This window comes from Cellvibrio sp., from assembly GCF_046347455.1.
In the GTDB taxonomy this organism is placed as follows: Bacteria; Pseudomonadota; Gammaproteobacteria; order Pseudomonadales; family Cellvibrionaceae; genus Cellvibrio.
This window is the reverse complement of the sequence record NZ_JAXMGC010000006.1, coordinates 38,707-52,214: the sequence shown is the minus strand read 5'-3', so window position 1 is coordinate 52,214 and position 13,508 is coordinate 38,707. Positions and strand designations below refer to the sequence as shown.

Annotated in this window: 15 protein-coding genes and 1 other RNA gene; 2 read left to right on the top strand and 14 right to left on the bottom strand. The window is 46.1% G+C overall.

The window, feature by feature from the left end; genetic code table 11:
* Positions 1-264: 264 nt before the first annotated feature.
* On the top strand, positions 265-1,650 hold the full coding sequence (locus U1F02_RS11925) for a two-component system sensor histidine kinase NtrB (RefSeq protein ID WP_409990625.1): 1,386 nt from the start codon (positions 265-267) through the stop codon (positions 1,648-1,650).
* Positions 1,651-1,714: 64 nt separating this feature from the next.
* Here the strand turns inward: U1F02_RS11925 and U1F02_RS11920 are convergent, their stop codons facing one another.
* The 12 genes from U1F02_RS11920 to U1F02_RS11865 all read right to left on the bottom strand — a co-directional run bounded on the left by U1F02_RS11920 (position 1,715) and on the right by U1F02_RS11865 (position 11,523).
* Entirely contained in the window at positions 1,715-2,182 is a 468-nt protein-coding gene (locus U1F02_RS11920) for a Dps family protein (protein ID WP_409990624.1), read from the bottom strand.
* A gap of 78 nt (positions 2,183-2,260) precedes the next feature.
* On the bottom strand, positions 2,261-2,725 hold the full coding sequence (locus U1F02_RS11915; protein WP_409990623.1) for a GNAT family N-acetyltransferase: 465 nt from the start codon (positions 2,723-2,725) through the stop codon (positions 2,261-2,263).
* 8 nt (positions 2,726-2,733) lie between these two features.
* Entirely contained in the window at positions 2,734-4,839 is a 2,106-nt protein-coding gene (locus U1F02_RS11910; protein ID WP_409990622.1) for a VWA domain-containing protein, read from the bottom strand.
* Between the two features lie 165 nt (positions 4,840-5,004).
* The gene (locus U1F02_RS11905; RefSeq protein ID WP_409990621.1) at positions 5,005-5,529 is read right to left on the bottom strand and encodes a hypothetical protein; all 525 of its coding nucleotides are present in this window, start codon (positions 5,527-5,529) and stop codon (positions 5,005-5,007) included.
* Between the two features lie 8 nt (positions 5,530-5,537).
* Positions 5,538-5,978: a YcgN family cysteine cluster protein gene (locus U1F02_RS11900; protein ID WP_409990620.1), complete on the bottom strand. Its 441-nt coding sequence runs from the start codon at positions 5,976-5,978 to the stop codon at positions 5,538-5,540.
* Positions 5,979-5,995: 17 nt separating this feature from the next.
* A complete protein-coding gene (locus U1F02_RS11895; RefSeq protein WP_409990619.1) occupies positions 5,996-6,292 on the bottom strand; it encodes a YcgL domain-containing protein in 297 nt (98 codons plus the stop codon).
* A 24-nt stretch (positions 6,293-6,316) separates the two neighbouring features.
* Complete coding sequence (gene rnd / locus U1F02_RS11890; RefSeq protein ID WP_409990618.1) at positions 6,317-7,495, bottom strand: ribonuclease D; 1,179 nt, start codon at positions 7,493-7,495, stop codon at positions 6,317-6,319.
* A gap of 3 nt (positions 7,496-7,498) precedes the next feature.
* Positions 7,499-8,107 carry a recombination mediator RecR gene (gene recR, locus U1F02_RS11885; protein ID WP_409990617.1) on the bottom strand — a complete coding sequence of 203 codons (609 nt, stop codon included), beginning with the start codon at positions 8,105-8,107 and terminating at the stop codon, positions 7,499-7,501.
* Between the two features lie 32 nt (positions 8,108-8,139).
* Positions 8,140-8,457, bottom strand: a complete 318-nt coding sequence (locus U1F02_RS11880; protein WP_409990616.1) for a YbaB/EbfC family nucleoid-associated protein — start codon at positions 8,455-8,457, stop codon at positions 8,140-8,142.
* Between the two features lie 17 nt (positions 8,458-8,474).
* Positions 8,475-10,460, bottom strand: a complete 1,986-nt coding sequence (dnaX, locus tag U1F02_RS11875; RefSeq protein WP_409990615.1) for a DNA polymerase III subunit gamma/tau — start codon at positions 10,458-10,460, stop codon at positions 8,475-8,477.
* A gap of 149 nt (positions 10,461-10,609) precedes the next feature.
* Positions 10,610-10,705, bottom strand: an RNA gene (gene ffs / locus U1F02_RS11870) — signal recognition particle sRNA small type.
* Between the two features lie 170 nt (positions 10,706-10,875).
* Positions 10,876-11,523, bottom strand: a complete 648-nt coding sequence (locus U1F02_RS11865; RefSeq protein WP_409990614.1) for an OmpA family protein — start codon at positions 11,521-11,523, stop codon at positions 10,876-10,878.
* A 247-nt stretch (positions 11,524-11,770) separates the two neighbouring features.
* Between U1F02_RS11865 and U1F02_RS11860 the strand changes: the two genes are divergently transcribed.
* On the top strand, positions 11,771-12,301 hold the full coding sequence (locus tag U1F02_RS11860; protein WP_409990613.1) for a leucine-rich repeat domain-containing protein: 531 nt from the start codon (positions 11,771-11,773) through the stop codon (positions 12,299-12,301).
* Positions 12,302-12,371: 70 nt separating this feature from the next.
* Here U1F02_RS11860 and U1F02_RS11855 read toward each other — a convergent pair whose 3' ends face one another.
* Positions 12,372-12,638 carry a PilZ domain-containing protein gene (locus tag U1F02_RS11855; protein WP_409990612.1) on the bottom strand — a complete coding sequence of 89 codons (267 nt, stop codon included), beginning with the start codon at positions 12,636-12,638 and terminating at the stop codon, positions 12,372-12,374.
* Between the two features lie 110 nt (positions 12,639-12,748).
* Positions 12,749-13,459: a phosphoribosylaminoimidazolesuccinocarboxamide synthase gene (purC, locus tag U1F02_RS11850; RefSeq protein ID WP_409990611.1), complete on the bottom strand. Its 711-nt coding sequence runs from the start codon at positions 13,457-13,459 to the stop codon at positions 12,749-12,751.
* Positions 13,460-13,508 lie beyond the last annotated feature (49 nt).

Below are 13,508 nucleotides of genomic sequence, written 5' to 3'. Positions count from 1 at the left end.
AGGGCTGGTGCGCGGCTTCCAACTTTTAGTGCGTTCAACTGAACAGATTTTACAAACCTTATTCCTATTAGCGCTTCAGTCGTTGAAAACATGGCAATACAAAAGTCCAGATTCTGTTCAGTATTCGTTTGGGTTGAGTGACTAGAATAGCGTTTCGCTTTTGCTAATTCCGTATCTTGGGGGAAGCTCCTAATTTCACCCGTCCACGGGATGTAATACAATTAGCTACCCTCCTTTGGCGCATCGCCAGTAAAGGAGTCTTTTATGTACAGTGACCCCCTTATGAAAAAATGGTTTGCCGCCCTTGTTCTTTGCTCGTTAAGCATTCACACCTATGCCGATATTTTCTGGCGCTTTAGAAATCCAGATGGCACAACCAAATGGCAGTGGGTAGCCAACTTCTCCAGCAGTGTACTCATTCTCACACTGCTCATCGTCATGATTTTCCTGATTCTGGCAAACCGCCGGGCAGGCCGCGCTAACCGCGAGTTAACCGATATTAAATCCACTCTGGAAGATCGCGTTGCGCGCAGAACAGCATCCTTGATTGAAACCACTGAAGCATTAAAAAGCCGTGAGCAGTACATCACCAGCATTGTTGAATCAATGCCATTAATGCTCATCGGCTTAAACCAAAATATGGAAGTTATTCAGTGGAACCGTGTTGCCGAATCCTCCACTGGCCGCCCCATTGCCAGCGTGCTTGGCAAAAAATTGTGGGACGCCTACCCAGCAATTACATTAACGCCTGAACAAGTTTCAGAAGTTTTGCAAACACGCAAAACCATGACGATTAAACACAGCCAACGCGACCAATATTATTTTGATATTACGGTTTATGCACTTACCGATAAGGGCGAAACTGGCGTAGTTATTTTGGTGGATGACATCACCAAACAAATGAAAGCTGAAAATAAAGTTTCCGAGCGTGACAAAATGTCCGCCATGGGAGAGCTGGCTTCTGCCATGGCTTACGATATTAATTTGCCTCTGCAATCCATTTTATCCAGTTTGGATGATGCGCAAGCAAAATTATCGAATGCCGACATTCTGGCGACCAAAAGCGAACTGCTCGCAACATTGAAAAATGCCCGTTTTAGCGGAAAGCAAGCATCGGCCATTATTCAAAACCTGTTGGATTTGGCGAGCAGTCATCATGACGACAAATCACCGGCAGATATTACGCGCTTGATGGATGAAAGCATTTCACTGGCCGATACTTTATTTACCGATTTGTCCGGTTTGCGCTTTAGCGACATTAAAATTACACGTCATTATCACGATGGCTTGCCACAAATTCCTTGCTACTATTCCGAGCTGCAGCAAGTCTTTGTGCGCTTATTACGCAACGCATTTCACTCGCTTAATAACCTCGAACAAGCAAACCCTGCAATCAATGTAGAAATCAGTGAGTTTTATGATTCATTGTGGATTAAGATCCAGCACAACGGACGCCCCTTAACTCCATTAGAGCAGGAAGATATTTTTCAACCTTTCTTTTCTATTTCCGAGCGCGAACCTGCGTGTCCCGTTGAACAGCGCCTGTCTTATTCTTACTTTATTATTACCGATCATCATCGCGGCCAAATGTCAGTTACGTCTGATGAGAAGTTTGGTACCTGCTTTAATATCCAATTACCGCTCGTTTGATTTTGTCCTTATAGAAAAGAAAACGCCGACTCAAAAGAATCGGCGTTTTTGTTTGGGCAACGAATTACTCCAACAAGCTGCGCAACATCCACGCTGTTTTTTCGTGCAATTGAATTCGTTGCGTTAACAAATCTGCTGTTGCTTCGTCATTGGCTTTTTCTACCACGTCATACAGTGACCGAGCCGTGCGCACTACTGCCTCTTGCCCTTCCACCAACAAACGAATCATCTCTTGCGCTTTTGGAATCCCGTCCTCTTCTTTAATACTACTGAGCGCCGCAAATTGTCTGTAGGTTCCTGGCGCATAAACGCCTAATGAACGAATGCGTTCAGCAATTAAATCAACGGCCAGTGCAAGCTCTGTGTACTGAGTTTCAAACATCAAATGCAATGTTTGGAACATAGGGCCAGTAACATTCCAGTGAAAATTGTGGGTTTTCAGGTAGAGAGTGTAAGTGTCCGCCAGTAGTTTGGACAAACCCTGGGCAATGTCCTGACGGTCTTGCTCGTTGATACCAATATTAATGTTCATAGGTATATCTCCTTGGTGTTCAGCTGATGATAGTCTCAGCATATACGCACAACCAGTAGATTTTTCTTATCGGTCTGATTAATTGGACGAAGGCAGATTCACGCGCCCCATTAATATCCACCCGCGCTTACGTTCACGATGGCGAATATACATATCGGCAATATCTTGAGGTACTTGTTCGGGCGTGAAATATTGAAAATCCAAGGCGAGGTAAAATGTTTGCAGATGGGGAAGCGCGTAACAATAACAGCTACCTTCCAGTGTGGGTATTAAGCATCGCAGAAGATGACTCGCTAAGCCCTGATGCCTTAATTCAGGCGCCACACAAAGATTGCGCAGCAAAAAGCAACCTGAACGCTGCGGAATTATGCGCGCTGCCGCGATTATTTTTCCATTGAATGACAAGCTATAAACGCGCTCAAATCGCCCACATTTGACACGATAGTTGCAGCTCGAATAAAACTGGTTAGCCAGCGGCAGTCTTAACTCACTGACCAATTCAATCGAACATTTTTCCAGCTCAATAACAGCATCAAAAGACATCGCAAAGGCTATTTTTTATCTTCACTATTCGCGGGATCTTCCATACTATCCAACGGAAATAACTTGTCCAGGCTTTCTTCGTTATTCATCGGAATATGAGCAGGATCTTCATCCGACAAATCTATTTCTGTTTTAGCTTGTGGCTTTTCTGCAGGACTGGATTTAATTTCACCGGGCTTAGCGTTTAAGGTTTTCTCAAACTCTGCCAGCTCATCTTTTGCTTTTCCACCAATAAAGAATCGGTAGGCAAAATACAGGGCAGCGATCAATAAAAGGTTACCAAGACCTATGCCAATATAAAGCAGCAAGTTACTGGATTTCTCTTCCGGCTTTTTTTCCTCTTCATGAGCCGGCTTTTCCTCGTGAGCGCTCGGCTTTGCGTCTTCGTGTTTTACAGGCTTGTAGCTAAAGGTGTCAGCATGAACGGTCTCATCCAACTTATCGCCATCCAAAAGGTCACCGCGCGCCCGAATATCAATTTGATAGTCCCCTTCCTGCACCGGTGAAAAAGAAAATTCCCAATGATTGGATTCGAGCGAATTTAAATTCCTTTCCATATTGTTGTTTTGAGAATTTTTTATAGTAGCGCTTACTTGAGCTTTTTTAACATCTACCGATTTATCATCCAGGGAAATTTTGTAGCTATAAGTCACTCGTCCATGATCATCTGTGGCACTGGATTTTTCCAGAATGATTGCACTATCTCGCACAGTTAAGCTGTGTTTGAACTCACGCTTAAAGGTTTTGCCATCTATATATAGGTGTGTCTCATAATCACCGGTTGCCGGGAATGCATCCAAACTTTGGTGAAAAAAACCATCGGCTGGTAATTTTTCTACCGGAAAAGAAATACTCGTACTTTCGTTAGTCTTATCTTTAGCCACAATTGCGCTAGCTTCTAACAACCCTAAAAAGCGCTGATCGGTTATGGTTTTACCATTTTCTTGAAATGAATAGGTCAGGTTCAAAACATCTTTGCTGTGAATATTATTTTTTAATGGCTCTACCACTAATTGCAAATTACTCACAACTGTAATGCGGCTTTGGGGAGCAATTTCAGTTTTTATTTTCCACTGGCCCGCCTTCGGAGTGTCCGCAGTTATTAGGTCATAGGTATCAGTACGGTACCAGTTGATACCGTCCACGGGATTTGTAGCGGAATATTGTTTACCTTCAGGTGATTCAATCACCGTTTTGTCTTCGCCAGGCTTACGAAAAATTAGTGCTGTAAACTCTTTAATACTGGCGTCAACCAAGAATCCGTTATTCTCCAGTGGAACTCGCTCAGCAGGAACTGCTTGATCAAAAATTTTTAAAAACACACTCATCAACTGATCCGCAGACGCCGCTAAGGTATAAACACCATCAGTTGCGACGGATATTTTTTTAAGCAATTCAATGTCGGAATTTTCTGATAGTGCGACTGTGTGCACCGTGTAGCCCGCGGTTTTAAGGCTCGGCAAAATCTCGTTAATAATACGTTGGCGTTCCGCGAGATTAACAATCGCATCTTTACCAATATCCACCACACCGTCCGTTAATAAAACAATATGTGTTTTGTAATCGGGGCTCATGGCTTTTTTATCGAAACTTACTTCATCCAAGCCTTTGCCGATGTTGGTGTACATGGCAACGGAATTTATTTCGTTGGATTTTGCGGCTGCTTGTTTACGCCAATTTGCATCAACTGCCTTTAAAGGCATTAACATATTGACCGAGTTGCCAAAGGTCCATACTCCGGCACGGCTTTTGTCTGGTAGCAAACGAACGAGTAAATCTAATGCAGGTTTGCGCAGGTTCTTGGGGTCTGTTTGCTTCATGCTGCCGGAGATATCAATCAGCACACGAACATCTGAAGGTAATATTTTTGTCGCTTTAGAATCGGCCGCCGGTTTGGTTTCAGTGGCAGATTCCGCGTTCGCTGTGGGTTCTTCTTTTTTTTCCGCAGTGCTGCCTTTTTCCGCAGTGCTGCCTTTTTCTGCGGTGCTGTTTTTTGCTGACTCTGACGCGGCGGACGCCTGTGGCTTTGGTGCTTCGTGCGACTGCGCAAAAAGGGTTGGGCTAAAACCCAACACAATAATGAGCGCTAAAAGATGACTTATTCTGTTTCGCATAAATGAAAGCCTTTTTGGCAGGCAGCAGTTAAGTGATTAAGGAAGAACGCTAAATTTGCGTAATATCTTCATACATTTATAGCAGTAAAACCGTAAATCGCCATTTTCCTGACACCACAAATGAAAAAAGCCAGCATCTGCTGGCTTTTTATACGTCATCCAAAACTAATCCCGAACGGCTCGCATAGGAATTTCACCTTTGAGCAGCTCTTCTCGCGCCTCGTATTCATCTTTACTCAACCCGCGAGATGATCTAACAACCGGAGTTTCATGTCGACGCCCACCGTGGTGCTCAACACGGCGAGAACTACGCGATGATGAATTTCTACCTGATCGAGATCTACCAGAAGTCGCTTTTTGATCGCCCGATTTGCGCGTAAATACTACGAACACCGCCACCAAAATAATGCCAATTAACCAAATACCTACCATGACTTTAACCAAAGGCATAATTGCTTGTGGGCCGTTGGATAAGCCTTCAAATACCAAGGTGTAGATCGCAGGCGCCATGGTCATGGTTTCGGCGTCAATCGCGTAAGGTGTGAATAAAATCGTCATGACTGTCACAACCGCAGCGTAACGCACAAATCGCCACGCCCATAAAAACATCCACCAAGCGGCGATCGTACAACCTAAACTGCCTGCGAAGTAAATCGCCCAAGCGTATTGCAGTGTTGTTATTTGATTCATGAGTTCTCCTAAACCCAACGTACTACGTATTCTTCAAGATCATCGGGGTCAACCGAATTTTCATGCACAACGAGCCCTGCCACTGACATTCCCGCTTTATGTACAGAATCAGGATCACCTGATACTAGAGGATGCCAATCAAATAGTGGGATTCCCTCATCAATTAAACGATAGGCGCAAGTTTCGGGCAACCAGTAGGTGTCTTTTACCGACTCAGGCGTTAGCGCAATGCAATCTGGAATATGTGTTTGGCGCTCCTCATACACTTGGCATTTGCAACTCGTGTGATCAAGATAGCGGCAGGCGACCTTTGTGTAATAAACATCGCCTGTATCTTCATCTTCCAACTTATGCAGACAGCATTTACCGCAACCATCGCACAAAGATTCAAACTCAGTGCGAGACATTTCATGTAATTTTTTCGCGCGCCAAAAAACTTGTACCGGCATTTTTTTACCTGACTGATTTAATGGCCTGAGAGCTTGGAATTTTTTGCCCGCATCAGCTGCATCTCAGGATCTTGCTCATTACGGGGTGGCATTTGTAAATAATAACCTTGGGTATCCAAGCTTTCTGCGACCTTTTCTACACTCACGCGCGCTAACTTTTTGTCCGGCGTTAATAAAATTACCATCGCAGGTTGCGGAGTTCCAAAGAGCTTTATCAACTCATCGGGGACTTTTGACAAGCCTTCTTCTTTCTTAACGTAAAGATACATGCCCTCTTCTTTGGGGCTGCGGTAAATCTGGCAAATAATTTTCATGCGCACTTATTACTCAATACAATTTTAATCGGAGATTGACGTTGAAACTGGCTCAGATTGCAAACCAGATTTTGCTCCTTGCTGAACGAGCTCCAACAATCCTTTTCCGATCAAGTCATAACGCCAACCAAGCAGCCGCTCAGGCAAGGTGTAAGTTCCGCCTTTCATGCCTGAGCGTACAAGTGCTTCATATTCCTTTTTACGAATAAGTACTTCGGGCGGTAAATTGGAAGACTCCGCCACTTCACGCACATATTTTTTCAGCAGCTTCATCAACGGCGCTTCACTCAGCGCCAACGGCGCATCCAAACGCGCAGGCCAAGTTGATGAATCGGTTGCCGCGCTTGTTTTCACTATCCCCAACAGGGTTTCAGTATCCGTTCGCAAAGTGCGAGAAGGAATATCTTCAATACGCTGCAAATGAGTCAAATCCTGCGGTTGCTTGCGCGCGATTTCAAATAGAGAAGGTTCTTTAATCAAACGGTTGCGCGGAATATCACGCGCGCGCGCCTCGGTTTCGCGCCAAATACACAAGTCACGTAAAATCGCTAACTCTTGCGGACGCAACTTCCACGCAAAACCCACCTTATGATAAGCATCAGAAAAATCATCAGGCTTACGCGCATTAGTTACGAGATCAACGCAATCGCTTTTAACCCACTGCAACCGCTCGCTGGCTTTTAACAGCTGCAATAATTTTCCGTACACAATCAGCATATGCGCTACGTCGAGCGCTGCGTATTTTAATTGCGATGTACTCAACGGCCGCTGCAACCAATCAGAGCGAGTTTCATCTTTAGGGATTTCCACACCGAGCGCCGCTTTTATTAAACCGGCGTAACCGAGTGAAAAACCAAAACCGGCAAAGGCTGCCGCAATTTGTGTATCAAAAATCGGCGAAGGCACAATCCCCAATAATCGCTCGAAGACTTCTATATCCTCAGAGCAGGAATGCAAAACCTTAACAACCTGCTCATCCAACATTAATTCGCGCAGCGGCGAAAAATCCTGAATGGCGAGCGGATCGATCAAAAAACTGGTTTTGCCGTCGCCTAATTGAATTAAACCAGCGATGGGATAGAAGGTATCCGTTCGCATAAATTCTGTATCGACAGCAATCGCGGCTTGTTGACGCAAACGCGCGCACAACTCGGCAAGTTCAGCGTCTTGCGCAATCCATACAGGTTCAGAGGAAATCATCATAAATTAAAAATTTCTTCGGCTTGCAAACGCGTGAGCCAAGGTTCCGCCATCAATAAATTCCAGCTCACCACCTAAAGGCACACCGTGGGCAATGCGTGACACTAATACATGATGTTGCTTCGCGCGTTCGCTAATGTAATAGGCGGTCGCTTCACCTTCCACCGTAGGATTGGTAGCCAAAATAATTTCTTTGATAGGTTCACCGCTCGCCGCTGACTCTTGCAACAACCGCATCAACTGGTCGATGCCAATATCTTCCGGGCCTATGCCATCGATGGGCGAGAGATGGCCTAGCAACACAAAATATTTACCTTGGTAAGTGCCGGATTGCTCAATCGCCAACACATCCGCTGGGGTTTCAACCACGCACAAAATACTATTGTCACGACGATTGTTTGCACAAATTCCGCAATGTGTTTGTTCGGTGAGCGTGCGGCAACGTTGGCAGCGACCAACACCTTCAACTGCTTTATGCAGGCTCTGCGCTAACCGCTCTGCCCCTTCGCGGTCACGCTCGAGTAAATGCAAGGCCATACGCTGCGCCGATTTTGGACCGACACCGGGCAAGCAACGGAGCGAGGACATAAGTTCGTCGATTAAAGGGCTGAACATTGTTTAATTTTGTCTCAATAATTTTTCTATCATCAAAATGGCATTTTAAAATCGGCTGGCAAACCCATGCCCGCTGTCATCTTGGCCATTTGTTCGCGATTTTGGGTTTCGATTTTCCGTACAGCATCATTAACCGCAGCGGCCAATAAATCTTCGAGCATTTCTTTGTCTTCGCTCATCAAACTGTCGTCGATGCTCACGCGTTTTACGTCGTGACGACCAGTCATGACTACAGAGACTAAACCCGCTCCCGCCTCACCTTTCACTTCAGCTTGCGCGATTTGCTCTTGCATCTTTTGCATGTTTGCTTGCATTTGCTGAGCTTGTTTCATTAAGTCGCCGATGTTCATAGCTACCTCAAATTCAATTAAATAGGTTGTATAGTTTCTTCGCGCAAAGTCGCGCCGAAATGTTCAATAAGTTGCTGCACCACAGGGTCGGTTTTAATCGCATGCACGGCGTTGGCATAACGAGCCTCTTGCTGCCGCTTGGCAATCAGTGCCGGAGTTTCTGCGGTTAATTTTCCCGGCTGAATTTTTACGTGGACGCGCTCGATAAAATAACTGCTTAATAAATCCGCCAAGCGTTGCTGGTGACTGGGGTCGTAAAGCGTGCTGTTGTTTTCATCCACCACAAAATGAAATTCATTGCCGCTGCGCGCAATCATTTGGCAGTTGGCGATGGTGCTTTGCAAAATCCCCGTCACACCCAAACCTAAATAAATCTCAGGCCAATCCTGTACCGTCGCATGCTCATACGAAATTTTTCGAACTGTGGTTGCGGGCGGCACATCGACAATCGCTGGAACGGCCATCGGCACCGCTTGCTCTACTACTTCAGGTTTGGCTTCAACATTTACCGTCGCCTGAGTTTCAGGCGCTTCAGACTTTTTTGGTTGGGGCACCTCATCTGCAGGTGCATAATCTTCAACATCGAGATAGGCGGGTGCCGCTGCGTACTCGTCGTACTCATCGGCGCTCATCTCCGGCGCGTTATCGTAAGGTCCATCAAAAGGCGGTGGCGATTGCAGGTTAGACGCAGGTTGGACTGATGCTTGTTGAATTGGAACTTGTTGAATTGGCGTTTGCTGCACTGGCGCTTGCTGAACTGGCGTAAGCGCTGGGGATTTTTGCTCTGGAGCCTGTACCGATACCGAAATAACGGGCGCAGCCGGCACGACTGACGCAGGCTGAGCCGGCGATGCAACTGGCTGGAGCTTTAAAGGCGTGGACGATTGCGGCAAGGGCTGCGTGGGAACATCCACTACGCCTTGCGGCTTAAACGCCAACATGCGCAAGAGCACCATTTCAAATCCTGCACGAGCATCGGGCGCGAGCGGCAAATCACGGCGCCCCAACAAGGCGGTTTGGTAGAACAGCTGAACATCTTCAGCTGGCAATTGCTGCGCGAGCTGCATAATTCGCTCTTTATCGCCGTGGCTGTTATCAACCGCTTCTGGTAAAGCTTGGGCGATTGCAATTCGATGCAAAACCGAGAGCATTTCAGCCAAGGCATTTGCGTAATCGGGAGCTTGCTCTGCCATATTTTGCACGGCATTCAAAACCGCTTTGCCATCCAAGGAAGCCAAGGCATTTACAATTTCATAGACCGCAGCTTGATCCAAAGTCCCCAGCATAGCGGCCACTTCCGCTTGCGTGATTTTGCCCGAGCCGTAGGAGATGGATTGATCCGTAAGGCTGAGCGCGTCGCGCATACTGCCATCGGCCGCACGGCCCAATAACCAGAGCGCGCTTTCTTCGTAAGGAATCACCTCCTGTTCGAGTACGAACTTAAGGTGATTAACAATACGCTCAGGCGTCATGTTTTTGAGGTTGAACTGCAAGCAGCGCGACAGGATTGTCATGGGCAGCTTTTGTGGATCTGTAGTCGCTAACAGGAATTTTACGTGCGGCGGCGGCTCTTCAAGAGTTTTCAAGAGCGCATTAAAACTGCTGTTGGACAGCATGTGGACTTCGTCGATCAAATAGACTTTATAGCGACCACGTGTCGGCGCGTATTGGACGTTCTCCAAAAGCTCACGAGTATCTTCGACTTTGGTGCGGGAGGCCGCGTCCACTTCAATCAAGTCAACAAAACGACCTTCTGCAATTTCACGGCACGCCGAACAGGTGCCGCAAGGCTCAGAACTTACGCCCGTTTCACAGTTAAGACATTTGGCTAGAATTCGCGCGATTGTGGTTTTACCCACCCCACGAGTACCCGTAAACAAGTAGGCATGGTGCAAGCGGTTGTGATCAAGCGCGTTAATCAATGCTTGTAAAACATGCTCCTGCCCCACCATTTCGCGAAAAATGCGTGGACGCCATTTACGAGCAAGGACTTGGTAACTCATGCCGATAATTAACCTTCACAAAGCCAATAGGAAGCCACTAAAAATGAAGGCGATTATAGCCTTTCGAGGCTCAAATAGACACGCGAAAGATCGCAAGCAAGGCAAACACAAATGAGGGAGAAAAAGACGTAACACGAAGATGGAGGCAATCTAACCAGCCACACCCCGGCACATAACTAACTGCTACCGTTGCTCCCTTCCGGGCCTGGCGGGGTTCACAGGTCATCATTGCGAGGGGACCGGCTAGATCACCATTGCAGCTTGCAAGAAGATAACACGCGCCTTGCAAGAGGCGCGCATTATCAACAGTTTCATTTGCCATTGCAAGGCGCAATTGCGCCGCTCAGGCATTTAAAAGAAATCCGAGAAACACTTAAACGACATCTTATGGCCCGTCTATCGCCACGCAGTAAAACTATTGTTGAATAGGAATTAATTTAATTTCTACACGACGGTTTGCTTGGCGTCCTTCTTCGCTGGCATTGCTGGCAATGGGATTGGCTGGGCCGTAGCCTGCAGAATCTATGCGATCACTTGCCACACCTTGCGCCAACAAATAACTGCGCACAGCGGCGGCACGATCTTCACTCAAACGTTGGTTAAGCGACAAAGGGCCAGTTGAATCTGTGTAGCCGCTAATGCGAACAGTCGTTTGGTCATATTGCTTGAGCGCTTGCGCTACGGAATTCAATACTGAATAGAAATCGGCGCGAATATCCGATTTACCCACCGCAAAAGTAATATTGCCAGGCATGATTAAATTTAAATCATTGCCTTGGCGACTCACTTGAACACCGCTGTCTTTGAGTTTTTCGCGCAGCTCTTTTTCTTGCTTATCCATATAGTGACCGACGCCACCGCCAACCGCTGCACCGATCACTGCGCCCGTCAGCGCACCACGTCCACGATCGCTTTTGCTGGATGCCGCCGCGCCCAAAACAGCACCGGCAATTGCACCTATGCCCGCACCTTTTTTGGTTTTGGCATTGTCGCCATTTTGGGAATCCATGGTGGCGCATCCAGTGAATGCAATAACGGATAAGAAAACGATTAATTTTTTCATCTGTGTGTCTCTCTTGTGTGTGTCGCTTTTGTGTGTGTCGTTCTTGGGTTTGACTTCAATATCTACTCAAAAAATCAGGAAAAACTAGCCAGCCTTATTAACTTTCCGTAGACGAAGCTTAACGGAAAAAGTTCTTGGAAAAATCTATTCATACATCTTAACAAAGATTGAAATCGACAAAGCAGTTGGCAAGCTCGGACTAGACTGCGAGAATGCAAACTATTTAGCGCACTATAGGCACAGCCCCATGCATAGCAAATCCATCTACTCATTACTTAGCGCGATTTTGGCCTTTTTATCAATCAGCCTGATTGCGGGCTGCAAAAATTACTCCGTAAGCCTCAACAATAATGTTGTTTATACACCGCCATCAATCTTTAAAGATTATGCAATTGCCGACGCGAACCTTCGTGCATGCGTTGAGCAAACCATCTTGGATAAGCGCATTAGCAAAGCGGAAGATCTCAAACAACTCAACTGCAGCCATGCGGGCATAACTTCGCTCGCAGGGCTCGAAAAATTCTACGCGATTGAACATTTGAATCTTGCTGAAAACGCTATTCAATCCATAGCACCTATTACGAACATCAGCACTTTGAAGGTTTTGATCCTACGTAAAAATAACTTAACCAACGCTGAACCACTCCTCCATATCTTGGCGTTACAAGACGTGGACGTTTCAGAGAATGAAAAATTAGCATGCGGTGACTTAAAGCAACTCGCTAGCAATTTTCAGCACGGCAAATTGAAGTTAACGCTACCGGAACAATGCCGTTAATTACGCACCGTTTATAAATAAAAAAGCCATGCAGTGTTGAAGCTGCATGGCTTTTTTATTTGCATCAATCTCAGCGAACAAACATCAAACCAATAGTGTTTCTGAACTGGTGCATCACTTTCATTCGCACTGGCTCATGGTTGATGGGGCCAATGGATTTTCTAAACATCACCATCACTTCTGTACCTACAGGAGGACATGGCTGGTTTTCAATTTGAACTTGCGCACCGCCATCTGAAACGTCCTTTGCAAAACCCACAATAGTCCCAAAACTGGGATGGCTCATTTCTACGCGAACCGATGTGGTAGTCCGTTCAAACAGGCGTCTTTCAATCACAGCAGATCCCCTTGGTTTTTATTACGCTTATTGCAGAGATCTAAGGGCAGAAAACTGCCCCTAGTTAAAACATTTATTAAAAAGCCAGGCTTTTTAAAAAGTCAGTCCTATTAAAAAATTAGACCTAAGCGATTGCCTACAATCTCGTAGGACTCAACCACGTTGCCCAAGTTTTGGCGGAAGCGGTCTTTATCCAACTTCTCGCGGGTATCTTTGTCCCACAAGCGGCAACCATCGGGAGAGAATTCATCGCCCAGAATAACTTCGCCTTTAAACAAACCGAATTCCACTTTGAAATCCACCAGCAGCATATTGCCGCTCGCAAACAAGTCTTTCAGGATGGCGTTAATTTTAAAGGTCAGTTCTTTCATACGCGCCAATTGTTCTGGCGTTGCCCAACCAAAGGATTGCACGTGAGATTCGTTAACCATTGGATCGCCCAGTGCATCGTTTTTCAAAAACAATTCAAAGGTTGGTGGATTCAATTCCAAACCTTCCTGAACACCCAAACGACGCACCAATGAGCCAGCAGCTAAATTGCGGATTACGCATTCAACCGGGATCATTTGCATTTTTTTCACGAGTACTTCGTTGTCAGACAACAATTTTTCAAAGTGAGTTGGAATGCCTGCTTCTTGTAGTTTGCCCATGATGAAGGCATTGAACTTGTTGTTCACCATGCCTTTACGATCCAGCTGCTCGATGCGCTTGCCATCGAATGCAGAGGTATCGTTACGGAACACCATGATCACGCGATCTGGATCATCGGTTGTGTAAACAGATTTGGCTTTGCCCGCATAGAGCTCTTCGCGCTTTTCCATCGTTGTACTCACTTAAGTTGAAAAATAATTCTAGTCGACTTTTGGGATT

What these genes read in the sequence shown, in the direction of transcription:
- U1F02_RS11925 (WP_409990625.1), top strand. Translation starts at nt 265, where the DNA reads ATGTACAGTGACCCCCTTATGAAAAAATGGTTTGCCGCCCTTGTTCTT.
- U1F02_RS11920 (WP_409990624.1), bottom strand. Translation starts at nt 2,182, where the DNA reads ATGAACATTAATATTGGTATCAACGAGCAAGACCGTCAGGACATTGCC.
- U1F02_RS11915 (WP_409990623.1), bottom strand. Translation starts at nt 2,725, where the DNA reads ATGTCTTTTGATGCTGTTATTGAGCTGGAAAAATGTTCGATTGAATTG.
- U1F02_RS11910 (WP_409990622.1), bottom strand. Translation starts at nt 4,839, where the DNA reads ATGCGAAACAGAATAAGTCATCTTTTAGCGCTCATTATTGTGTTGGGT.
- U1F02_RS11905 (WP_409990621.1), bottom strand. Translation starts at nt 5,529, where the DNA reads ATGAATCAAATAACAACACTGCAATACGCTTGGGCGATTTACTTCGCA.
- U1F02_RS11900 (WP_409990620.1), bottom strand. Translation starts at nt 5,978, where the DNA reads ATGCCGGTACAAGTTTTTTGGCGCGCGAAAAAATTACATGAAATGTCT.
- U1F02_RS11895 (WP_409990619.1), bottom strand. Translation starts at nt 6,292, where the DNA reads ATGAAAATTATTTGCCAGATTTACCGCAGCCCCAAAGAAGAGGGCATG.
- rnd (WP_409990618.1), bottom strand. Translation starts at nt 7,495, where the DNA reads ATGATGATTTCCTCTGAACCTGTATGGATTGCGCAAGACGCTGAACTT.
- recR (WP_409990617.1), bottom strand. Translation starts at nt 8,107, where the DNA reads ATGTTCAGCCCTTTAATCGACGAACTTATGTCCTCGCTCCGTTGCTTG.
- U1F02_RS11880 (WP_409990616.1), bottom strand. Translation starts at nt 8,457, where the DNA reads ATGAACATCGGCGACTTAATGAAACAAGCTCAGCAAATGCAAGCAAAC.
- dnaX (WP_409990615.1), bottom strand. Translation starts at nt 10,460, where the DNA reads ATGAGTTACCAAGTCCTTGCTCGTAAATGGCGTCCACGCATTTTTCGC.
- U1F02_RS11865 (WP_409990614.1), bottom strand. Translation starts at nt 11,523, where the DNA reads ATGAAAAAATTAATCGTTTTCTTATCCGTTATTGCATTCACTGGATGC.
- U1F02_RS11860 (WP_409990613.1), top strand. Translation starts at nt 11,771, where the DNA reads ATGCATAGCAAATCCATCTACTCATTACTTAGCGCGATTTTGGCCTTT.
- purC (WP_409990611.1), bottom strand. Translation starts at nt 13,459, where the DNA reads ATGGAAAAGCGCGAAGAGCTCTATGCGGGCAAAGCCAAATCTGTTTAC.